This window comes from Psychrobacter sp. P11F6, from assembly GCF_001435295.1.
GTDB lineage: Bacteria > Pseudomonadota > Gammaproteobacteria > Pseudomonadales > Moraxellaceae > Psychrobacter.
Genome location: NZ_CM003594.1, coordinates 2,913,299 through 2,937,224, shown reverse-complemented (window position 1 = coordinate 2,937,224; position 23,926 = coordinate 2,913,299). Strand labels below are relative to the sequence as shown.

Genomic DNA, 23,926 nt, shown 5'->3' with positions numbered 1-23,926 from the left:
GTACAACTCTCTGTATTGAGAGTTTGTAATAAAAAACGCTATAAAAAACCTTTGTATTAACAGCATGTTGAAAACTGGCAATTTTGCTATAATAGTCAGTTAACTAAGCAAACAATCACTTGTAGATTTTATCCAGTGTTTAACGCCGGCAGGTTAACAGGTAGTCGCGCCCATGATGCGCTATATCGGTTACAACCAATACGCTGTGCCAATAGGTTTATTACCATGCCCAACTTGAATAACGTCTCATCTCCTAGCTTGTGGCAGCGCATCTGGCAAGGCTTTTTGACCACTGTGGGTACCAAGCAGTTTTTTCGCATTTTTTCGCCTTGGGTCAAGTGGTTGGCCATATTAGCCAGTATTTGCCTATTGATCGGTAGTGTCTGGGGTCTCGCTTTTGCGCCGCCTGATTACCTACAAGGTAATAGCTACCGCATTATCTTTATCCACGTACCCGCTGCCAGTATCGCTATTTCCATTTATTTTGCCTTAGCAGTGCTCGGGGTCATTTTTTTAGTTTGGAAAATTAAGACCGCCAGTCTGGTGGCACAGGCGCTTGCTCCGTTAGGATTCTTGCTCTGTGTGATTAGCTTAATCACAGGCTCTATTTGGGCGAAACCCACTTGGGGCACTTACTGGGTTTGGGATGCACGTTTGACCTCTATGCTCATTTTGGCTTTTTTGTATGCAGGCGTGATGGCGTTATTTGCCGCGTTTGAGCATACTGCCAATCGTGGTAAAGCCGCCGCCATTTTGTCTATTGTTGGCGCAGTAAATCTACCCATTATCAAGTACTCGGTACAGTGGTGGAACACCTTGCATCAAGGCTCGACCTTTACTTTGACCGCCGCGCCTAAGATGTCAGCAGATATGTGGATGCCATTATTACTGATGATTATTGGTAGTTATTTATTAGTGGCGACATTAGCGATTTATCGTACCAATACCCTTATCTTGTATCGTGATCAAGGCAAAGCGTGGGTCAAAGAATACATTCGCGGGCAAGCTAAGTGACGTTAATGACTGTCGCCAAAAAAAATCACGGCTAGGAAAATATTATGCAGCCTTACTTTTATAGCGTATCTGAATTTCTTGCCATGGGTAAGCATGGCGTGTTCGTTTGGTCGTGCTGGGCAATTACCGTTGGCATGATGCTGGCGTTTGTTATTTATAGTCGTAGACAACGACAGGCTTTAATTAAACAGTTGACCATTCAGCAAGCGCGGCAAGCACAGCGGACGGCTAAAAAAACCATGCCTGTCACCAAGCAGCCTAATTAACTAGTAGGTTCGTCCTATCTAGCGTTAGCCGTTAATTTTTAGCCACTCAATCTGCAACTTAGCACCTGATAAAGAGGTGACTGCCACAGAGGTTATAGGGCTTATTGATTTTTCCGAAAAATGCTACCATATAGCCATTAGAAGAGTACGATTAGAAAGACATTTTTAGAACGTTTTTCTAATGGTAGTTTCTTCAAATTTTTCTGTTTTATATATTTGTATGGCATTGACTATAGTTTATAAAACAGTGACTCATCAATGAGGTAGTGGTATGAACGCAGTTCGTCGCAAAAAACTGATGTGGGTTATGTTTACGCTTGCAGGAGCGGCGATAGCCGTGGTATTGGTTCTTTATGCCATTGGGCAACAGACCGATTACTACTTTGATGCTACCGCGATTGCACAAGGTGAAGCACCACAAGATAAGCGTATTCGAGCAGGCGGTATGGTCGTTGCGGGTAGTGTCCAGCGCGCAGAAGACAATCCACTAAACGTTGAGTTTGCCATTACGGACTTTCAATCGACAGTACCAGTGACTTATCAAGGTATTTTGCCAGATTTATTTGCTGAAAACTCAGGCGTCGTCGCGACAGGTAAGATGCAGGGTGATACTTTTGTCGCTGGAGAAGTATTGGCGAAGCATGATGAAAACTACATGCCGCCAGAAGTGGCCAAATCGATGAAAGAAAACAATCGTAGCGGTGTAGTGCCTCCTTCTGAGCAATATAATCCTGCTGAAAAGGTGCATGAGACGGATACTCTACAGCAGTAATTATATAGTCCATATTATAGTAAAAGAGCCGCTAACATATTATTAGCGGCTCTTTTTTTACATGAATTTTGGTACTAATAAGTTTTGGTGGTTTTTTACAAGAACTTAGTCGTCCCATTCAGGTGAGTAATCTGGATGCTTAATTTTGCGCCCATCAGCACGCGCTAAGCCATTTATTTTCTCAATTTCATCAGCACTTAATTGCACATTGATAGCATCTAGATTGCCTTGCAAATGATCAGGGTTAGATGTTTTCGGAATAGCGATACGATGCTTGTCTGCCAGAATCCAAGCCAATGATATCTGTGCTGGCGTGACATTATGTTTGTCAGCGATTTCTTTAATAATCTCATTATCGAATACATCACCGCGTGCAAGTGGTGAATAAGCTTCGAGTAGAATATGGTGATTGTTCAAAAAAGTCTGCAAGGTTTTTTGCTTGATGAAAGGATGAAACTCAACCTGATTAACCACAATCGGCACATCAGCATATTTCTCAGCTTCAATAATATTGGCAATATTAAAGTTAGAGACGCCGATATGGCGCGTCAGACCTTGTTTCTGTAGTTCGCACAATGCAGGAATTGTTTCAGATAAAGGAACACGGTCATCCGGCCAGTGCAATAGTAGCAAATCAACATAATCAGTATCTAAGTCTGCTAAAGAGCGTTTGGCGGCGGCAATCAATTTCTCAGGCTCAAACTTCATATCATCAGGAAAAATCTTTGTGGTCAAAAAGAACTTATCCCGAGATACCCCTGATTGTTTGATACCTTGACCAACTTCTTTTTCATTACCATAAGCTTGAGCGGTATCGATGTGCTCGTAACCCATTTTCAACGCTTGACTGACGACATCAACACAATCTTGACCGGTCGATTGCCATGTACCAAGCCCTAGTACAGGAATATTTGCTTGTCCAGCAGTACGAATATTATAAGTTTTAGCACGCATCTTATTATCCTTGTTATTTATGTATTTATTGATAGAGCATCGAATCATTAATATTCTGATCACCCTCTCTATTTGACCTACCCACTATAGAAAAAATTGGCGGCAAGTAAAAGGGCACGTGACGCTTTCCTACAAAGGACAAACAGGCTGTAACGTCATTTTTAGTAACTGATAGACGGCAGCGAGCGGTTAAAAAATAAAAATCGTAAAATCGAGTCCATAAAAAACGCCCATCACTATCTAGCAATGGGCGTTTACAATCGGGACGAAGACGGTATTTAAGTGCTTTTGGCTTAAGAGCTTATTGAGCAGCAGCTTCTACAGGTGCAGGTTTTGTTGCGGTATCCGTGTGCGCACTGTGATCAGAGCCCCAGATTTTTGGGTACTTATAACCAGGGAAAGTTTCATGAGCATACTTTTTAAAGGCTTCTGAGTTATATGCATTGGTCACATCTTCGACCCATTTTTTGCCAGCATCTGCTGATTTGATGGCTGACCAGTTGACATAAGCAAAGCTAGGCTCTTGAAATAGCGCTTCAGTCAGCTTGATACCAGCATCCGTGGCATAGTTGCCATTGATGACGGTAAAGTCGACTTCATCACGAGCACGTGGCAATTGAGCGGCTTCTAACTCAATGATTTCAATGTCATATTTGCTGTTATCAGCGATGTCAGTTTTTGATGCCGTTAGCGGATCAATATTGTCTTTTAGCGTGATCCAGCCAAGATCATCCATCATCACCAGCGCACGAGCAAAGTTACTTGGATCATTTGGTGCAGAGACTCTCATGCCTTTATAGACATCATCAAGCGTGGTCTTTTTACCTGAGTAAATGCCAAGTGGGGCAGTAGGTACTTGGAAAACTTCTACCAGATCAAGATTGTTTTCTTTTTTGAAGGTATCAAGATAAGGCTTATGCTGGAAGATGTTGATGTCCAAATCACCTTCAGCTAAGGCAAGGTTTGGGCGTACATAGTCAGTAAAAGCAATCAGCTCAACTTCGTAACCTTGCGCTTCCAGTGAGCTTTTCACTTGGTTACGCACCATATCGGCGAAGTCACCTTCGGTGGTACCGATGACGATTTTGGTATGCTCAGGATCGATATCGCTAGCTGCAGTTTCTGCTGTTGAGCCTTCAGTAACAGGCTCTTTAGTTGCTTCTGGTGCTGATGAGTTGTTGCAACCAACCAAGACTAGGCTTGATACGCCAACGGCAGCAAATGCAGTCGCTAACTGACGGCTGATATCTGTTAATTTCATGGAACTTCCTTAATAAGAGGGATGGGATGGAGGGCAAACGCTGGCCATTAAAAAAGCAACATTAGGGATAGTAATGCTGCTAAGTTAACGACTGTTAAGTTAGTATCAAAATTAAAGGGTCTCAGTAACAAAGTCAAGCATTTTGCTTAGGATGAATCGGCATTAAACCTTGAGTATTATTCATATTAGCGTTAATTGACTCTGTCTAAGTCTTTTTTCTATCGTTTATCCAACCGGTTAGCCAACCAATTACCCGATGCTTGAATGGAGACGACCATTATTGATAGGACAATAACGATAAAAATCATCACCTCCGTTTGATAACGATAGTAGCCATAACGAATGGCTAAATCCCCCAGACCACCGCCGCCAATCATACCCGCCGCTGCTGAATAAGAGAGCAGGCTGATACAGAGAATCGTCACGGACAATACCAGTCCTGAGCGTGCTTCATTGAGTAAAACTTTAATAATGGTCAGTGGACGTGCGCCCATAGATTCGGTCGCCTCAATGATGCCGCGTGGCACTTCGCGTAAGTTTTGCTCGACCAAACGGGCAAAATAAAACGAACCTGCAATGGCGAGTACCAATGAGGCCGCAATCGGTCCAATACCCGTGCCAACGATAGCCTTCGTAAATGGGCTCATGGCAATCATCAAAATGACAAATGGAAAAGCACGCATAAAGTTGGTGATACCACCAAGCAGACCATACAATGTTTTGTTTTGCAAAAACTGTCGATCACTGGATAAAAATAAAAATACGCCAAACAACCCACCGATGACAATCGCCACCGTCGTTGAGATGCCAAGCATAATAAATGTATCAATAAACGCGTTCACAATCTCTTTGCGCAGGGCAAACAGCTTGTCTATCGAGGCGGACAATTCACTACCAGTTAACATATTTATTTCTCCTGCCTCATTAGTCTTCGTGCACTAAGCCTTTGCCAATCGGGGTGGTCGCCTGAATCAGACCGTCTCTCACATCCGCAACTTCCAAGAGTTGACCTTGATGCAGTAATGCGGCGCGATCACACAGCCTACGGATGACACTCATCTCATGAGTCACAATCACAATGGTGACGCCAAGTTGTTCGTTGATATCGCGTAGACAAGTCAACAAGCTGCGGGTCGTCGCAGGATCAAGCGCACTGGTTGGCTCATCAGCCAATAATACTTTAGGACTGGGGGCAATCGCTCGGGCAATACCGACACGCTGTTTTTGTCCGCCTGACAGCTGCGCAGGGTAGTGACCAGCGCGGTCTGTTAGATCAACAATCTCTAGGCAATCCATCACTCGTTTATGAATGTCGCGGCTCGGATATCCTGAAACGGTTAAATTAAAGGCCACGTTGTCAAAAACAGTACGATTGGACATCAGATTAAATTGCTGAAAAATCATACCAATATTATGCCGAGCGATACGCAATTCACTAGCAGACAATGTGGTCAAGTCGGTGCCATCGACGATGACTTGACCAGCATCTGGACGCTCAAGCATATTAATTAGGCGTAGCAGAGTAGACTTACCTGCACCCGAGTATCCCATTAGGCCAAAGATTTCGCCTTGCTGGACAGATAACGAGGTCGGTTCAACGGCAGTAAACCAATGTGGTTTGCCATCTTTGTCTTTGATTGATCGGTCGCTTAAAAAACTCTTGGTCACATTGTTTAAGACAATCATGTCATTCATGGAGGGCTCAAAATTCAATAATTTTTTTAATAGTCACAAACGCGCTGTCGGGCCTCTTTAACAATGTAAGAAGCCAATTAAGAAACAACCGTTAATAACCCTATAATAAGGGGCGCTAATATAGCATATTATCGAGCACTTTGGATATGAACATCCGTGACAGGCTTATGATTAATAGCTATTAGTAAGAGGGGGTTTGTAGAATGTGAGTCGCGACGATCGAGTAGAATGAAGTGTCTGTTCATAGCACCTTATATAATCATTCCACTATAAAAGTATTACTGCGTTAACCTTGCTTGAAGTATTAAATATACATCTACACTCGGTTGCCTTGTACTACTTTTAAATTGAATCGACTATAGCATCGCTGACTAGGTCGTGTCCTCATTTTAAAAATGGTGATAAAAATGAGATAAATTTCCGTCAAACAAGGAAAGTAGCGCAAATAATATCGAGATATTGATACGCTATTTGGCAAAAATTAGCCATTTTTAGCCCATTCTAGTCATGCTGGTGATAATGTGGGTCGTGCTTGACTGGTATGACAACTAAAAACCTGGTATGTCCATTCAACGTATCAGTAATGATGCGCCCTTGATGGGCGGTAACGATTTGTGATACTAGCGATAAGCCTAGTCCAGATCCTTTATTTTTTTGTTGCAATCGCACAAATGGGCTAAATACTTCTTCACGTTTGTCTTCTGGAATACCCGTGCCTTCATCAATCACTGCTAATACTGCATATTTTGGTAATGGGCGTACAGGATCGGTCTTGGCTTTTTTTAGATGCTTGGCAAACAAGCCTTCTTTGCGCGGTGTACTGAGTACTTCCGTAGGATTTTGAGTGTTGTTTTGAGCATCATCCTTGTCGCGTGTATTGCCACCTTTATTTATTATGGCACCTTTGGATTTAGGAACTGTATCATTCAAGGCAGTGCTCTTAGCGTCATTGATAACTGCAGACGGCTCTTCAGTGTCAGGAACTGCTTTCCAAACCATCTTTTTAATTTTGTCAGTCAAATCATTGGTAAAGTTATGATAATTAGCAATCAATGAGGATGCACTGGTGCTTCCAACGTTATCAATACTGTCAACTAAGTTTGTCGAAGTACTTGAGTCAGTTTGAAAACTATTCGCATCAGTAGATTCTGTTAAGGTCACACCGGTCTCAATAGAGTCAATGTTGCTGTTGGTATTATTAATATCAGCTTTATCGATTTTAGTCTCTATATTTACATCGGCATCAGCATCGGCATCGGAATTGAGATCATGCTCAACCGCAATATTTTCTCCGTTTCTATATATCGGTGGTGCTGGCAACAGGATAATAGCATCCGTTGCTTCAGATTTAACTTTACCAGTACTATGAGAAGAATCGTTTGAGTGTATATGACTATGCGTAATATGATTGTGCGTATCGTCTTCATTAACCTCGATTGGTTGGTGATAGGAGTCAAAATCAGAGCTATTATAATCGGCAAAGCTACTGCAGAGTATCGTTTGTAGCAGGTAATCAGGTATGGTATCTGCTTCATCAATAGTTTGCACACCATATAATAGTACCGTCACGGGTGGCTTGCCGTGTAGCATAGCATTGGTTAACAAGTTACGAATCAAATGGGTCAACATCGATGATTGACCATCGATCACAATATGTTCACCAATGAGCGTCGCTTCAGGATAATGTTGCCGTTCTTGATTCACTAAATCATATAAGTCTAAACTTTCAACTTGCTGCAAGGCATGACCGGCGTCTAAACGACTCACCAATAAGATACTCTCTACCAAATCATTGAGCCCTGACAAATCGCGGTTAATCGCTTGCGCACGTTTATCAAACTTTGCTTTGGTATCAGATGGTAGCGCCCCTGCGAGCATATCCATCATCTCAATCTGTAAGCGAATACGAGTAATGGGGGTACGTAGCTCATGAGAAGCATGTGCTAAGAGCAGGTTATTGGCATCGATAAGGTGTTCGATTTTTTGTGCTGCTTGATTAAATCCACGCGCTAGTGAGGCGATCTCATCGTTACCACGAGCATTCACCCGTACGGTAAAATCACCATCACCCAGTTGCGCCATCTGCTGGCTCATCTGATTGATGCGCCAAGTGATGGTACGAGCAATCCACCATAGGACACCTGCCATAATAAGTAACAATAGTAGTGTGCCAGTAAATAAATTCAGCGCAGAGGAGAGTACTGGTTTTTTAGGCGGTAAGCGTGATTCATACAAAAGCGTATAGCCGGTGCTGCTATAAACCTGAGCTTGCTTGGTAGGGGAAGTGTCTGCGAGAGAGGGAAAAACGCGTGAAAATAAAGAGGGCGGTGCGGGCAACTCCAATGGCAAATCGCTGTTATCCGTTTGCATTAGCAATCGACCTTCGCTGTCATACAAGCCCATCTTTGCCTGTAATGACTCATCAAAGATATCAAAGCTCTTTTTGACCACTGCTAGCATAAAGCGCGCTTGCAAGCGATTGTCCTCGCTAACTGAGATATTCAGCTCATGCAAGAAAGGGTCTATTTGTCCTAAAATCTGGGTGGCCAATACTTCTGATCGAATACTTGCATCTTTATCGTGCACAAGTTGCGTCAACAGCACCATCGCCACTGCAAATAAAATAAGTGCCAGCATGACACTGGCAAATAACTTGGCAAATACCGAACGAAATCCCAACTGCTGCATTAAACCATCTCTACTATCAGCCGTTTATATCGACTCATACTTCTAATTTGCATAAACAAATCAAAAGTATGGTTTGTATCGATTAATTTGCCGCTTTTGTGATCAAACCTGATCAGTGGCAAATTGATAACCAACACCGCGTACCGTAATAATACGTTTTGGCTGGCGTGGGTTGTCTTCAATTAAAGCACGCAGACGCGAGATATGCACATCAATGGCGCGATCAATATTATCTGAGCTGTCATCGTTGGGCATGGCTTGCCACAGTTGCTCGCGATTCAATACTTTACCAGAATGGGTGGCAAAGTAATGCAATAATTGAAACTGATGCGTCGTTAAACGAACAGGCTCATCATCGATGGTCACTTCATGGCTGTCAGGGAACACGCTCAAACGACCAAAGGTCAAGCTATCAGACTGGCTATCTGCTTGATTGGGCTGCTCATGACGGCGAATAACAGCACGGATTCGAGCGAGAAGCTCGCGTGGCTCAAAAGGCTTAGATATATAATCGTCAGCACCCATCTCAAGACCTAGCACGCGATCGGTGGTATCGCCTTTCGCTGTCAACATGATAATTGGCACTTTATTGGTCATGTTGTTTTTATTGCCGCGAATTTTTTGACAAACTTGCATACCATCCATATCAGGCAGCATTAAATCAAGCACGACCAAATCAATGTCACGCTCTTTAGCATCCAATAAATCAAGCCCTTCTTGACCAAGCCCTGCATGATGGACGTCATAATAATTCATGGTCAGGTAATCGCTGATTAACTCAGCTAGATCAGGATCATCTTCGATTAATAAAATCTGCTTGCTCATGGGTTATCCTCTAGTTGTTGTTATGGTTGACCAAACGTTTCATCTGTTTTGATATTTTGTATCACGATAAATACATCGCTGATTTTAGGATCTCAAACAGTTAAAAGATTAAGCCTCTAGGTTCTCAAACTTTTTAAGATTTCTCAAACTTTCAAGATATTGAATCATTTAATACCAATGATTCAGAATACTCAGTTAATGCTATATATCATACGGCCATATTGCCTAATTAAGCAGTTACAAAACAAGAGAGGCTTTGTTAATGTTTCTACACAATGTAACTGTCGGCATGCATAGCTATGAGACATTGACTTTTTTACCTTTAGCATCAGCCGGTAAATCAGCCAAACAAATCAAGCTGTCGTTGCTAATACCTGCAATTAAATACTGCTTTGTGATAGGGTCATATTCGACTACTTCAATAGGCTGGCGTGTCAGGCGCTGATCCTGTCCAATAATCCACACGTTAGCAGTCAACGGTGACAGAGGCTTATATGGTGACGTTTGTAATTCTGTCAAGTCAACATCGTGCAACGCCCGCTTAGGCACGATAGTGCCCACATCTATTTGACCATAATTAACCCGCCCCGTGACTTTCATATCTGGCAATAACTTGTCTCGACTTGCTTCATTGTCAATGACGTTAACATAGACCAACAGCTTTTTCGGCTGGCTGGTCGCGGTCAGTTTACTGACTTGTCCTGTGAACTGTTCCGACATACCTTCAGCTGTAAAATTGACAGTCTGACCAACCGAAAGTTGCGGTTCTGCTTGGATAGGTAGGGTCGCGATAAAGTGTAATTTAGTTTCATCGCTAAGCTGTAATAAAGGCGTGCGCGCCTCTAGTCTTTGACCTGCTTTGGCATATAAGTTTTTTACACGACCAGAAAAACTGGCACGCACAGTGACCAAATTATACTGATTCTGCTGCGGTTTTAAGCTCGCCGTGCTATTAGCGCTGGTTTGGTCATTGTTTTTAAGGTTGCCGACTGCGTTTTTAGGAGTGCCCACTGTGGCGTTTGCTGCTGCCTCTTCCTTGTTAGCAATTGGGTCGTTTTTAGTGGTTGTTGCGCTATTTTCTGCTGTAGGCTGATTGGGTTTTGAGCTAGCGTCTGTTTTTTGTGAGTGTGTTTGCTTTACATCAACCGCATCGTTCGTCATCTCAGAATCTGGGGCAACGCTGTTCGATTCTGAAGATTGTTCCTTAGCTGGGTTGGATGCATCTGCTGTTTTGCTTTCTGATTGCACGCGTCGAACAATAAGCAGCGGCATATCTTTTTCTACCCATTGACCCTCAGTGACCAGTATTTCTTCGACGTTAATGGGGTATGCAGCGATAAGCTTAGTCTGTTTGATAGGTTCGATTTTACCTTGTAAACCAAGACTGGGCTGATAACGTGAAGGTTTTATGCTCAATATATGATCTGGCGTCATGGTCACACTATCGTCGGTAATGACAATAGGGGTATCTACAGTCTCACTGTTTTCTGCAGTCACAGGCTCATTGGTAGGCGGCGATGGCTGACAGGCAGCAAGAAGAAAAGCACTCAGTATATAGGTGCTATTTTTTAAAAAATTAGAAGCCGTCATAGCAGTCACCATAGTAGTCATCGTTTTATTATATAGTGAATTGCCACTGGGTGAAATAAGCGCAAAAAACTTAATAAACCACTGACATTAAGGCTACTAAACCCAGTCATTAGCTAAGGTAGGAGTGACAGCAAGTCTGAACAGATTTTTATATTACTGACCAGTTCGAATATTGGCTTACTCATAACTGGAAATTAGTCGATAACTGTGCTAAAACAAACATAACAAAATACAATGATACACTTTTATCACAAAAGAAAATTATTCAGCAATGTGCCAAGCGTTTCTATATAATGCAGAGATATCATAAGGTTGATGGTTCTTCTGCTTCGGGCTTACCTCTTTTATCGTCAACGTCATCAGTAATAAAAGGTACTTTACCTTGTTTTAGACCAAATACGGTTGCAGTGGACGATAATAAAAGCAAAATAAGTCGTCTAAAAAGCCATAGATTTGGCGCAATTTAGTAAGCTTATTAATTAGAAAGTGCGTATAGTAGCCCATGTTGACGCTCTGGTTGACAGGCGGATACTGGCAGCTGATATGTTGACTGTCATAACATATGGTAATGCAAATTTAGCGTCTCATATCAGTCCAATAATGAATGATATGACAGGTTGAAATAACCTTTAAGTTTTTGCATTGATGGATGGTATTAAGAATAAATAGTCGTTTATAGGACACTGATAATGGAAAATAATTTTGATGGTTTAAAAGTAATGGTGATTGATGATTCAAAAACCATTCGCCGTACCGCAGAGACTTTATTACAAAAAGCGGGTTGCGAAGTTGTGACCGCCATTGATGGTTTTGATGCTTTAGCAAAAATTGTCGATAACAATCCAGATATTATTTTTGTCGACATCATGATGCCGCGTTTGGATGGCTATCAGACTTGTGCGCTAATAAAAAACAACCCTGATTATGCCAGCAAACCTGTGATTATGTTGTCGTCTAAAGATGGCTTATTTGACAAAGCGCGTGGTCGTATTGTGGGTTCAGATGAGTATCTGACCAAGCCATTTAGTAAAGATGAGCTGTTCGAGGCAATTAATCAGTACCGCTAATATAAATAAGTCCACTTGTAGACATATCATTAAATATTGTCTTACAAGTTGGTATGATTTATGCATTGCTATGCTTTATATAGAATCAGATAAATTAGGCTAGGCATTACGGTTAAGAGATTTAGTATTGATAAAATATTACTAATAATTGCTCAATATTTAATCGAAACTGTTAAGAGAGTTGCCCTGCCATTCATGGTTGGCGTGCTACTTTCAGTCGGATTGTCTCAATAATATAACAACATATCCTTATGGATACTTTCGAAAATAAAGGAAATTCCTATGACTACAGTTTTAGTCATTGACGACTCACCATCTGAGATGGCGAAATTTCGCGACATGCTTGCCAGACATAATTTTAAAGTATTAGAGGCGATAAATGGTGAGCAAGGTTGCCAGATGGCGATTGATCACTTACCAGATGTCATTTTAATGGACGTGGTTATGCCTGAGATGAACGGTTTTCAGGCCACTCGCAAAATTACTCGAGGTAAGACCACCGCGCATATTCCAGTGATTATGATCAGTACCAAAAATCAGGAAACCGATCGAGTTTGGGGAAAACGCCAAGGCGCTAAAGAGTATATGGCAAAGCCCGTTGACGAAAATGGATTGGTTAATATCATTCGTAAAGTAATGGAGTAGATTGTGGCTTCCAGAGGGTTTATTGAGCTTCTGCGTTTAGCAGACTTGGCACGCGCGCGCAAAAGTGGTCGCCGCGGTGGACAAGAGTATGACTGGCAAGGTGTGGTATTCGAGATTGGCGGACAGCGGTTAGTTGCACCGATGGGTCAAGTATCAGAAGTATTGGCCATGCCAGAGTATACCAGCTTGCCTCTAGTGAAGCCTTGGATGCTAGGCATCGCCAATATTCGCGGACGCCTATTGCCAATCACCGATTTGTCTCAGTTTCTACAGGTTCCTAGTCGTTTAACGCAAATGAGCCAACGCAAAGTCATTGTTATTGAACATGACAATCTCTTTTCAGGACTGTTAGTGGATCAAGTAATTGGGATTGAACAATTTACGCATGATCAATACCGTGCAGAAGCTATAGAGCCTAATTCGCCCTTTGCTCCTTATAATCACGGTAAGTTCTTTAAAAATGAGCAAGGTTGGTATGTTTTTATGCCAAGCCTGCTCGCACAAGACCTGCAGTATACCGATGCTGCAATATAGCAGTCGATAACAGCTATCTGGCTGCTATAACGATGACGAAATAATAGCGAATGACATGATACGGTTGGGTGTCAGTATTCATACAGGCTTTGCTAATCACTGTTGTTTTTATAACAATAAGATTGTCAAAGTCAGTCACGATGAGACTTTGATGATTGTTTGAAAGGAATACGTACAATGAGTGATGTTATAAAGAAACCTGTAGCTGGTATGACCAATACAACAGATGGCAAGGACGCTAATAGCAAGTGGAAGTTACTGTTAGGGTTTTTTGTGCTAATAAGTGTGGCCTGCCTGATTTGGCTGGTCAATTCGTTATCGTCAGTAAGTCAATACTTGGCTGATTTTAATCAATCCGTTACTTTACCAGCGATTATATTTGTCGTAGGGGTATTAGGCACCCTCTTTGCTCTGTATCAGTTACTGAAGCAGCGTGGGGGATCAGAGCGTCTACTCATTGAAAAAGAAACCTTGCGTCGTCGTCAGGAAGCAGAAGCGGAATCTGAGCGAGCGCGTCAAATTCAAGAAGAAAACGAACGTAACCAGATTGCTATTCTACGTTTACTTGATGAATTGGGTGATTTAGCAGAAGGTGATTTGACGGTTAATGCCACCGTATCAGAAGATTTTACTGGGGCAATTGCTGACTCAGTGAACTTTGCGATTGACCAATTACGTCAATTGGTTTTGGTTATTAACAACACGGCTGACCGCGTTTCGCAGTCTTCAGACCAAACACAGATGAATGCAGTCGAACTTGCTGAAGCATCTGAGCACCAAGCACAAGAAATTGCTGGTGTATCGGCGGCTATTAACGAGATGACAGTATCGATTGACCAAGTTTCGAACAACGCTTCAGAATCAGCGACTGTTGCTCAGCGCTCAGTAGCTATCTCTCATAATGGAGCGGAAGTTGTACAGCGCTCTATTGAAGGTATGAACGTGATTCGTGATCAGATTCAAGAGACCTCAAAACGTATCAAGCGTCTTGGTGAGTCTTCGCAAGAAATTGGTGATATCGTTGGTTTGATTAATGATATTGCTGACCAGACCAACGTTTTGGCATTGAATGCTGCTATTCAGGCATCGATGGCAGGTGAGGCTGGTCGAGGCTTTGCGGTCGTTGCTGATGAAGTCCAACGTCTTGCTGAGCGTTCAGCTAACGCTACCAAACAGATTGAAACCTTGGTGAAAACCATTCAGGCAGATACCAACGAAGCAGTTATGTCAATGGAATCGACGACCTCTGAAGTTGTGCGCGGTGCAAGATTAGCAAAAGATGCTGGTGAAGCCCTAGAAGAAGTGCAGAGCGTTTCTAATACCTTGGCTGACTTGATTCAAAACATCTCAAACGCCGCTTTGCAGCAGGCAGAATCTGCTGGTCACATCTCTCATACGATGAATATTATTCAAGATATTACCTCACAGACCTCTTCTGGCACAATGGCAACCGCGCGCTCTATTGGTGAGCTGAGCGAAATGGCTGCAGCATTGCAAGAGTCAGTCACTGGTTTTAAAGTGTCGAACGATGATGAGCTACTAGAAAACGAGATGTTGGACACCGAAGAAGCGTTATCAGCAAGTGTGTAATGACAAGTGTTAAGTCAAGTAGGTGTGAGACCACTGACCGTCTTTAAATTAATGTGTTAATAATATGCTGTGCAGATACGATGATTTGCAGCAGTGACTATAGCAGGTGACGTGAATAATTTTACTCAACCAGACAGCAATCTAATTAAAGCAGTCAAGCCCTCGTTGATTAAGGGTTTGCTGCAGGCAGACAGTTTTGATGTGCAGCAGTGGCAGCGATATATAGAACAAGAGATAGGTTTTGTTCTACCCAATGTCCAGCTGCAATGGTTGATAAATGCGATTGAACACACGGCATTATCACATGGATTGACAGTTGAAAAGCTGTGGTGTCAACTACCAAAAAACGATGAAGTACGCCAGCAGTTATTGGATAAAGTACTGATTCACGAAAGTCGTTTTTTTCGCCATATGCCTTCTATCGATTTTGTCACAAAGTGTGCATTACAGCATCAGCAGCTTACTGCCACTAGTACTGATCGTGGTCACAACAATGATGCTAATGATTTATTTCGCATTTGGAGTGTTGGTTGTGCCAGTGGGCAAGAAACATGGTCATTGGCGATGAGCTTGGCTTCTGAACAATTGATTAATTATACGATATTGGGTACAGATGTTAGCCAACAAGCCATTACAAAAGCACGACTAGGGCAGTATGATAAGCGGCAGCAGTCGTTAATTCCAGACCTGTGCCAGCAGTTCGTTCAGCCATTGCGAGCTAAGTGTGATATCAGTCAATCGCATTTTTATAAGGTGTCTATCGCAAAAAAGGCGATGACTGGCACTCAGACCGACTGGCAGATTGCGCCAATGCTACGACGCTATGTTAGCTTCGCTTTACACAATATTATTGAGCAAAAACCACCCACTTCGCACCTTCAGCATGTCATTATCTGTCAAAATATGCTGCTATATTTTCGCAAGTTTGATCAGCGTGATATTTTGGCAAGGCTATCAGAGCAGTGTGCGTTAGGTGGATATATTATATTGGCTCCAGGTGAGGCGTTGTTTTGGCGTCCTTCAAATATGCGCCGTATTGCGCACCCACAGGTTAATGTGTGGCAAAAAATTAATGTCTAGATTAGTGCCTAGACAAGTTAGGATAACCCTATGAAAAACCAGCCCAATGACATAGTGACGCTTGAGTGGTTATTACCACTGTTTAATCAGCAATTATCACAGATATCTGATGGCTGGCAGTTAGATGCTGATAGCACTGATTATGAGCAGATGGTGCAACATTATCATCAGGTTGGCGGCGCGCTAACGATGATTCGCCTTAATTTATTAGCAGATCTTGCCAATAAACTGAGCTTGCTGGCAGACGTTAGCAGTCGCGATAGTATTTCTGCTAACGACCGCCGCATTGGTCAGTTTTCTCATCGCTTACTACAGCGTGAGTTGAATCAATACGCAGGTATGGGTAATCACAACACCGTTTTAATTGATAATGCTGCTGACGAGCTTACTCAAGCACTATCGAAACTGGGGGTAGCGCCAGATATCTCGGTCAGCTTGGCGAATAATCAGCATAAGAATCTAAATAATCATGCTATCGATGATCATATTATTGATGGTATCAATAGCATCGAAGTGATGATGCCGGCGAATAGAACGGCGACTCATTTAGCTGATTATCACTATCAACAATTATTACTGGTTTGGCGACAGCAAGTACAAGCGTTATTGAGTGCCAATACCAATCAGCCGTCCTTATTGACTACACTAGAAAGAGTCAGCCAATACTTATGGCAGACCACTCAACATGATGACTTACAACGCCTTTGGTACTTAACGGAACTGTGGCTAAATGACCTTGCTCATAATGATACCCCATTACCTGAGCATTATGCGTCATTGCTAAGTCAGCTGGATCAAGTAATAGAGTCTCGCACTCAGCAAGCTGAGTTGTCGTCAAGCGTTATTCGAAGCTTAATCATAAGGGTGTATATTGAACTAAATAGCCTTGCTCAAAGTAGCAAGCGCACTCAGTCACTTCTAAATGATTTGTCGCAAACGTCGTCAACGGGATCACGTTTTTTACCACGTATACTCAGTGAGCTTGAGACACTTATCTTTACTTTGGATAAGCCAGACACGCTTCTCATTCCTTTACAGAAAATACAAAGTCAACTCGAAGGTCGAGGTTGGACTTATTACGTGTCGCAAATACATGAAATTGTTACAGACATAGAGCAGGCTCTATCATCAGAAACAGGATTTGCGCAAGAACAATGGCAGATTGAGCGTCAGCTTCAAGAGCTATATAACGCTATCTATCATACCGAACAGACGATATCTCTCAAGATAGGGGATGCCGCTTCTTTTACGACATTGTCTGCAACGTTTGAAGCTATTGAAACGCAGTCGGAAGCAAGTCCTGTGACGGCTTCTGTTGGTGGAAGTTTACGTGAGCTGCGCATCGCGGTAGAAGATGTCAAACAAAGCTTTCATGAATATGTACAGCGTCAAGACACTGACTTACTGCCCATTGCTGCTGATTTTACCGATATTGGCGATGCTTTTGCCGACATGGGATTGCCATCAATTCGTCAAACCATGAATGATATGGCAAGTATATTTACACAATTGACCATTCATGAGATTGACGTACTCAGTTGGGATGTGACTCAGGCATTGGCTGAAGGACTAACGTCTATTGAATTGTTGCTTGACTACCTTGCGCAGCAGGTTTTTGACCCGCAGCTATTAATGCGGGCAAATGAGTATACTGCGACTGCCGCCCAACTTCTTACTCATTATATTGCATCGCCAGAGACCATTAAAGACACTTTCCTTACCCAAAAATCCGTAGCGACCAACGTATTGCGTTACGATGATAGTGGCGAGATTACTCCTGCTAATAGTCAAAATGATGTTGCTAACCAAGCTTTGACTGATGTAGATAATGAGCGTGTGGTAGGGCAAGATACGGCTGATGATGATAGTACCGAGAGTGAACCATTAACGCTTGCTCGTGAGCAAGTTAAGCCTGATAATTTTGAGATGGACGCAGAGATTCGTGACATCTTTATCGAAGAGGTGACGGAAGTCATTGCTGATTTAGAAGACTTTCTACCTATCTGGCAGCAAGACTCAAAGGATTTAACCCCACTCACTGAAGTGCGTAGAGGGTTCCATACTTTAAAAGGCTCAGGACGTATGGTTGGGGCTTTTAGCATCAGCGAGATGGCATGGTCGATCGAAAATCTGCTCAATCGCCTGTTAGATAAAACGCTGCCTGTCACAGATGAAGTTGTAAGTCTGGTGATGAATACGGCAAAACGTCTACCAGCATTAGTGGTAGATTTTGAAGCGCAGCAATCTCCAAGCTTTGATCCTGCTATTACTATTCTACAAAGCCATAATCTCATGACACAGCAACCTATCAATGCTGGGCTGACCATATTAGATGCTGTCACTGCTGATTCAGACTCAGCATTAGAACTATCGCATCCATTTGATGATGATGCTGAACTGCTAACTGCTCTCGACATGAGCAATGAGTCAAACGAGACAACTGCTGATAGTACGAAGAGCACTGCTGTTGCTTCCTTATCTGCTATTGATATTCCAGCGATACTCAAACCCTTTATGCAAGAAACTGAGCAGCTAGCGGCAGATGCTCATGATGCCGATCCTGATATTAAAGAGATATTTTTAGAAGAAGCTGACGAAGTATTGGCTGAGATTGTACCTTTATATGAAGATTGGCGATTATTGCCAGCTGACTTAAGCGGATTGGTGGATATTCGTCGTGGGTTCCATACCTTAAAAGGTTCCGGTCGTATGGTCGGTGCAAATTATACGGCTGAGCTGGCTTGGGCTATAGAAAATATGCTTAATCGCATTTTGGATCATAGTGTGGCTGTCTCAGCAGATATGCGTCAGCTTATTGCCGATGTGCTAGCTGCCTATCCTACGATGCTAACAGTATTTGAAAATGACAGCCAAAATTATCCAGCGATGGTGCCTTTATGGATCGCATGCGCCAATGCTTATAGCAAACAGCAAGGGTACGAATTTAGCTATTCTGCCTTGTATGAGCAAGCATCAAATAGTTCTGAGGATGAGACCATCCAAGCGTCAGTACTGTCGCCTGCTATTGATGAGCATAGCCCTACCCAAGATAATCTTAATACAGCGATAGATACCACGCTGCAGACGATTAATTCTGTCAATGAAATGATAGCAGAAGCGCCTATTTATTTAGCACCACAAAGCGAAGAAGAAAAAATGTTTTGTGAGATTTTTATCGACGAAGCAGAAGGACTATTGCAAGATATTGACCAATTCGTTGATGAGCATCAAGATCAGTCTTATATTGAAGTGACGGATGAGATTGTACGCGCATTTCATACCTTGCGAGGGGCTTCAGGTTCTAGCGCTTTAGCAGCGATCAGCGAGGTTAGCGCAACGATAGAGCATAGCTTAGAGCTACTACAGCAGCAAGATACTGCGATGAATGCTCAACATCTAGAAGCATTGGCGAAGTCTGCTACGCTAATGGACGGTTATTTAAACAACTACAAGCAAAACGTTCAGCCGCAAAATATATCGATCGAAGATGCACAAAGTCAGCAAGACATAGCCTCATTGCAAGCCATGCTTGGTGATCAATACGTCATTAGCGATGATAAGGTCACGGCTGATAACAAACCAACGATAGAGCAGTTGTTGGATAATAATATTGATGAACTATTGGATGCTGAGTGGGAATTAGATGACGCACTTAATCATTCTGAGACAGCACATGTTCAGGGCTATATATCGCAGCAAATATCGCAAATAGCTTACTTAGCCAATAAAGCAAAAGCGTTTCCAAAATTCACTTTTATTCTTAATGAGTTGGGTCACGCTTATGCCTATTTGAAAGATAATATTGATACAGCAAGAAATATCGATACCCAAGCGGTTTTACACGCTGGTCATGCTCAATTGGTTGGTTTGTTCGACGCATTGGCTGGTAGCACGTCATTGAAGATTGATCAACAAGTTATTGAAGATCTACAACGTATTTACCAAGACGATGATAGCCATGGTGATGAGGGTATCTTTGTCGTGAGAGCCGTTGCAGCACCTGAGCTACAGCTTGAATCTATTGATACTGATGCTGAGCTATTAGAGATATTTTTAGAAGAAGCTCAAGAGCTCGATGCCGCGCTGGATGAGAGTTTTAATAAGTGGCGTACTGATATCAGCAATATTAATGCGTTAAAAGTTTTACAGCGCCATCTGCACACTATCAAAGGTGGTGCGCGAATGGCAGGTATTCGTAGTATTGGTGATCTGACCCATGAAGCTGAAAGTGTCTATGAAGCATTTGTAGAGAATCGAAGAATACCGACAGCACAATGGCTTGAAATAATGCAAATAGTGCAAGACACAATGTCGTTGCAAGTACTGCATATCGTAAATCATAAAAAATCATTTTTTGCCTCAGCGCTGATTGAGCAACTACAACAGTTTGTAAAAGCCCAAGCCTTGCCAGAAATGGTAGAGCTAATCATACCTATACCGAAAACCCACTTCGAACCTGAAATACAAAGTAGGGTGGCTAACAACGCTCACCTCAGCGCTGACGTATCTGATACCTTGAGCCTAGACATGATGATTAAACAGTCATGGGCGAATGGTTTGCCAGATCCTGATATATTGTCGGTGTTTTTAGAAGAAGCTGAAGAGCTTACCAATCGTAATAAGTATCTGCAACTGTTCTTAACAGATACCAATAATACGACAGCATTACAGGCATTGCAGCGTGATTTGCATACCATCAAAGGTGGCGCACGAATGGTCACCGCAGCTGGTATCGCTGATCTGGCACATGAAATGGAATCGGTTTATACAGATTTTGTAGATAATCGTCGTCCTGCTACCAAAAAAGTATTGGAGTTGCTGGTTGCCAGTCATGACTGGCTTGCTGATGCAATATCTATCCTTAGACAACATGTCAATCCACCGACGCCTGCGCTATTGATTGAGGCATTGCAGCAATTTAGTAAAAATCCTGACAGCTTAAAGCAAATTCCTAAAGAATCCCTACAATCGCAGCATGAAGCGCTCTTTATTGCTAGAGAACAGCAAGACTCACAGTATCTGGCAAAAGATATTAGCGAGATGCCCTCTATGCTCAGCAGTACGGGTGAGGAAGATCAGAGTGCCAATAATAATGAGATGATTCGTATCTCAGGTGGTTTGATCGAGCATATGATTAACCTGTCTGGTGAGTCAGCCATCAACCGTGCTCGTATCGATATGGGCATGAGTAGCTTGACCAATAGTATCGAAGATATGGGTATTACGGTACAGCGCTTGGCTGATCAGTTACGTCGAATGGAAATCGAGCTTGAGGCGCAGATCTTGTCGCAGATAGACGATGAGCTGATTAATCATGAAGGGTTTGACCCTCTAGAGATGGATCAATATTCTTCTTTAAATCAGTTATCCAAATCTTTGACAGAGTCAGCCTCAGATTTGATTGATATTAATCATACTTTATTAGAAAAAACACGAGACAGTGAAAGCCTTTTATTACAGCTGTCTCGTACACAGACCGAGTTACAAGATGGGCTTATGAATTCGCGTATGGTGCCGTTTACGCGCTTAACGCCACGTCTTGAGCGTATCGTACGACAAACTGCCAATGAGCTGAATAAATCTGTTGAATTAACGATCATCAATGCCGATGATGAGATGGATAGAACCATTCTAGAGCGCATCACTTCACCGCTTGAACATATGCTCCGTAACGCCGTCGATCATGGTATCGAAAATACCTCAACGCGTTTAAAAGCAGGTAAAGAGCGTAGTGGGCGTATTACTCTTGAGGTAAATCGAGAAGGTAGTGAGATTGTCATTCAGTTAATAGATGACGGTCGCGGCATCGATGTAGAAGCAGTTCGTAATAAAGCCATTTCTCAAGGCTTGATTGATGCAAATGATAATAGCCTAACTGATCTTGATATCATGCAGTATATTTTCCATGCTGGACTGAGTACCAGTAAGCAAGTGACGCAGATTTCTGGACGTGGCGTGGGCATGGACGTGGTCATCAGCGAGATTCGTCAATTAGGTGGCGCTGTATCAGTTGTTTCAGAGCTGGGTAAAGGCTCACGCTTTACGATGCGCTTACCACTGACGGTTGCGGTATCTGATGCATTGGTTGTGCGTGCCGCGGATCGCTATTATGCGATACCTTTGGTACAGATTGAGCGTGTGGTACGGATTAATCCAGAGAAGCTTTATGACTATTACCAGTCAGGTGATGCAACATTAAACTTTGAAGATGTTGATTATCGAGTGCGTTATTTAAATGAGATTTTATCAGGCAATGAGTTGAATGAGCTGGTCGTTAATACCAATACCAGTTTGCCACTCATTATCATTAAGAATCGTAGCGGACAAAATATTGCATTGCAGGTTGATCAGATTGCAGGGTCACGTATTGAAGTCGTGGTCAAACCTCTAGGACAACAGTTATCGAATCTACCAGGTATTTCAGCAGCGACTATCATGGGCGATGGTTCAGTAATGCTTATCTTAGACCTGATTGCTTTGATGCGTAATGCGCAGTTGGTCAAAAATATCTCGCAATCTGCTGATTCTAAACGTAGTCGTTTAGAGTTTAAGTCTACTATTTTAGTGGTGGATGACTCTGTTACCGTACGTAAAGTGACGTCACGTTTCTTAGAGCGCCAAGGGTTTACTGTGGCGGTGGCAAAAGATGGTATCGATGCAATTGAAATATTACAAGACATGATACCAGACATGATATTGCTCGACATTGAGATGCCACGCATGGATGGTTTCGAGGTGGCTACTCAAGTGAGACACAGCAAGCGCTTACAACATATCCCAATCATCATGATCACATCACGTACAGGTGAAAAGCATCGTGAGCGTGCACTAGAGATTGGTGTGAATGATTACATGGGTAAGCCATTCCAAGAACAAGAGCTACTTAATAAAATCCAGCACATACTGGGTCAAAAGGTCAGCTTAACCTATGAAGGATAATGCACGTGTCTTGGCGCTAAGAGGAAAAAACAAGGACGATATTAAGGTGATGGTAGTGGCAGAAGACCATCATCAGCGTATGGCCTTTTCAGATACTGTACGCAGTTGTGGTTTTAGCCTTGTTGGCTGTATGTCACGGGCGCAACTGCAAGAAAAACAGGGGCGCTCTGATACCTCGATTGACATCTGGCTAATAGATAGTGATTACGACGACAGTGTGGTAGCCGCGACTACGGCATCTAAACCTGCTGCGGTGTTGGTGGGTTTTAGTCAAGCACCTTATCTAAATGAAGCGCCGCAATATGCCAAATGGCAGCGCAAATTAAAGCGTAAGCTGGCACATATGCTGGCATTACCCGTTTTAATGGATGCACCCGTGCACAAACCTGATAATGCTGATGCAGACTGGCGCTACGTAGTATTTTTGGGTGCTTCTATGGGTGGGCCGAGCGCTATAAAAGAATTTTTGGATAACTTGTCGGCGACGCTACCGGTATGTATTTTACTGGCGCACCATTTTAATAAAACGATGATTGGCACACTGCCACGCATCCTGAATCGCCATAATGACTGGCATTGTCAGGTGATTACTTCTTCGCAGCGTTTAAGAGCAGGCCAGTGTCTTATAGCTCCTATTGATAAACAGATTGTTTGTGACTCTACCGGTCGAGTCATATTGCTAGAGCAAGCTTGGGAGGGTGAGTATAAGCCCGCGATTGGTCAGATTCTCAAAAACACCAGCGACGTTTATGGTAGCGAGCTTATCAATATTATATTTTCTGGTATGGGTAATGATGGTTCGCAGTATCTGGATCTCATTCAAGAAAATAACAGTCAATTGTGGGTGCAAGATCCCAGCTTAAGCGCTTGCCCAAGTCAACCTCAGGCGATTATTGATTCAGGGTATTGTGGTTTTATTGGCAGTCCAGCCGATTTAGCACAAAAACTAACAGACTATATTGATGAAAGATTAGTAGTAGCCTCTTTGCATTAACTGATTGTGAGC

Annotated in this window: 16 protein-coding genes and 1 pseudogene; 10 read left to right on the top strand and 7 right to left on the bottom strand. The window is 42.7% G+C overall.

Annotated features, from left to right (window positions below; genetic code table 11):
* Positions 1 to 225: 225 nt before the first annotated feature.
* The 3 genes from ccmC (at position 226) to ccmE (ending at position 2,052) form a co-directional block, all read left to right on the top strand.
* Positions 226 to 1,014, top strand: coding sequence for a heme ABC transporter permease CcmC (ccmC, locus tag AK822_RS12145; RefSeq protein ID WP_060491821.1), 789 nt, complete (start codon positions 226 to 228; stop codon positions 1,012 to 1,014).
* 44 nt (positions 1,015 to 1,058) lie between these two features.
* On the top strand, positions 1,059 to 1,280 hold the full coding sequence (gene ccmD / locus AK822_RS12140) for a heme exporter protein CcmD (RefSeq protein WP_060491820.1): 222 nt from the start codon (positions 1,059 to 1,061) through the stop codon (positions 1,278 to 1,280).
* A 271-nt stretch (positions 1,281 to 1,551) separates the two neighbouring features.
* Positions 1,552 to 2,052: a cytochrome c maturation protein CcmE gene (ccmE, locus tag AK822_RS12135; RefSeq protein WP_045453493.1), complete on the top strand. Its 501-nt coding sequence runs from the start codon at positions 1,552 to 1,554 to the stop codon at positions 2,050 to 2,052.
* 105 nt (positions 2,053 to 2,157) lie between these two features.
* Here the strand turns inward: ccmE and AK822_RS12130 are convergent, their stop codons facing one another.
* From AK822_RS12130 to AK822_RS12100, 7 genes are all read right to left on the bottom strand, one after another.
* Entirely contained in the window at positions 2,158 to 3,006 is an 849-nt protein-coding gene (locus AK822_RS12130; RefSeq protein WP_060491819.1) for an aldo/keto reductase, read from the bottom strand.
* Positions 3,007 to 3,307: 301 nt separating this feature from the next.
* Positions 3,308 to 4,267 carry a MetQ/NlpA family ABC transporter substrate-binding protein gene (locus AK822_RS12125; RefSeq protein ID WP_060491818.1) on the bottom strand — a complete coding sequence of 320 codons (960 nt, stop codon included), beginning with the start codon at positions 4,265 to 4,267 and terminating at the stop codon, positions 3,308 to 3,310.
* A 218-nt stretch (positions 4,268 to 4,485) separates the two neighbouring features.
* On the bottom strand, positions 4,486 to 5,172 hold the full coding sequence (locus tag AK822_RS12120) for a methionine ABC transporter permease (RefSeq protein ID WP_060491817.1): 687 nt from the start codon (positions 5,170 to 5,172) through the stop codon (positions 4,486 to 4,488).
* 19 nt (positions 5,173 to 5,191) lie between these two features.
* A complete protein-coding gene (locus tag AK822_RS12115; RefSeq protein WP_055124775.1) occupies positions 5,192 to 5,962 on the bottom strand; it encodes a methionine ABC transporter ATP-binding protein in 771 nt (256 codons plus the stop codon).
* 501 nt (positions 5,963 to 6,463) lie between these two features.
* The gene (locus tag AK822_RS12110; protein WP_060491816.1) at positions 6,464 to 8,650 is read right to left on the bottom strand and encodes a sensor histidine kinase; all 2,187 of its coding nucleotides are present in this window, start codon (positions 8,648 to 8,650) and stop codon (positions 6,464 to 6,466) included.
* A gap of 102 nt (positions 8,651 to 8,752) precedes the next feature.
* Positions 8,753 to 9,475: a response regulator transcription factor gene (locus AK822_RS12105; protein WP_045444030.1), complete on the bottom strand. Its 723-nt coding sequence runs from the start codon at positions 9,473 to 9,475 to the stop codon at positions 8,753 to 8,755.
* 297 nt (positions 9,476 to 9,772) lie between these two features.
* Complete coding sequence (locus AK822_RS12100; protein ID WP_060492308.1) at positions 9,773 to 11,065, bottom strand: efflux RND transporter periplasmic adaptor subunit; 1,293 nt, start codon at positions 11,063 to 11,065, stop codon at positions 9,773 to 9,775.
* 689 nt (positions 11,066 to 11,754) lie between these two features.
* Here AK822_RS12100 and pilG point away from each other — a divergent pair.
* The 7 genes and pseudogenes from pilG (at position 11,755) to AK822_RS12065 (ending at position 23,914) form a co-directional block, all read left to right on the top strand.
* Positions 11,755 to 12,132 carry a twitching motility response regulator PilG gene (gene pilG, locus AK822_RS12095; protein WP_045453505.1) on the top strand — a complete coding sequence of 126 codons (378 nt, stop codon included), beginning with the start codon at positions 11,755 to 11,757 and terminating at the stop codon, positions 12,130 to 12,132.
* Between the two features lie 282 nt (positions 12,133 to 12,414).
* Positions 12,415 to 12,777, top strand: a complete 363-nt coding sequence (locus tag AK822_RS12090) for a response regulator (protein ID WP_045444033.1) — start codon at positions 12,415 to 12,417, stop codon at positions 12,775 to 12,777.
* Between the two features lie 3 nt (positions 12,778 to 12,780).
* Positions 12,781 to 13,311 (top strand): chemotaxis protein CheW, encoded by a 531-nt coding sequence (locus tag AK822_RS12085; protein ID WP_060491815.1) that lies wholly within the window; start codon positions 12,781 to 12,783, stop codon positions 13,309 to 13,311.
* Between the two features lie 516 nt (positions 13,312 to 13,827).
* Positions 13,828 to 14,901 (top strand): annotated as a pseudogene (locus tag AK822_RS12080) (methyl-accepting chemotaxis protein); the annotation flags it as partial.
* A 111-nt stretch (positions 14,902 to 15,012) separates the two neighbouring features.
* On the top strand, positions 15,013 to 15,981 hold the full coding sequence (locus tag AK822_RS12075) for a CheR family methyltransferase (RefSeq protein ID WP_060491813.1): 969 nt from the start codon (positions 15,013 to 15,015) through the stop codon (positions 15,979 to 15,981).
* Between the two features lie 30 nt (positions 15,982 to 16,011).
* The gene (locus AK822_RS12070) at positions 16,012 to 22,920 is read left to right on the top strand and encodes an Hpt domain-containing protein (RefSeq protein WP_060491812.1); all 6,909 of its coding nucleotides are present in this window, start codon (positions 16,012 to 16,014) and stop codon (positions 22,918 to 22,920) included.
* A complete protein-coding gene (locus AK822_RS12065; protein ID WP_045444048.1) occupies positions 22,910 to 23,914 on the top strand; it encodes a chemotaxis protein CheB in 1,005 nt (334 codons plus the stop codon). Before AK822_RS12070 ends, AK822_RS12065 begins: the two co-directional genes overlap by 11 nt.
* Positions 23,915 to 23,926 lie beyond the last annotated feature (12 nt).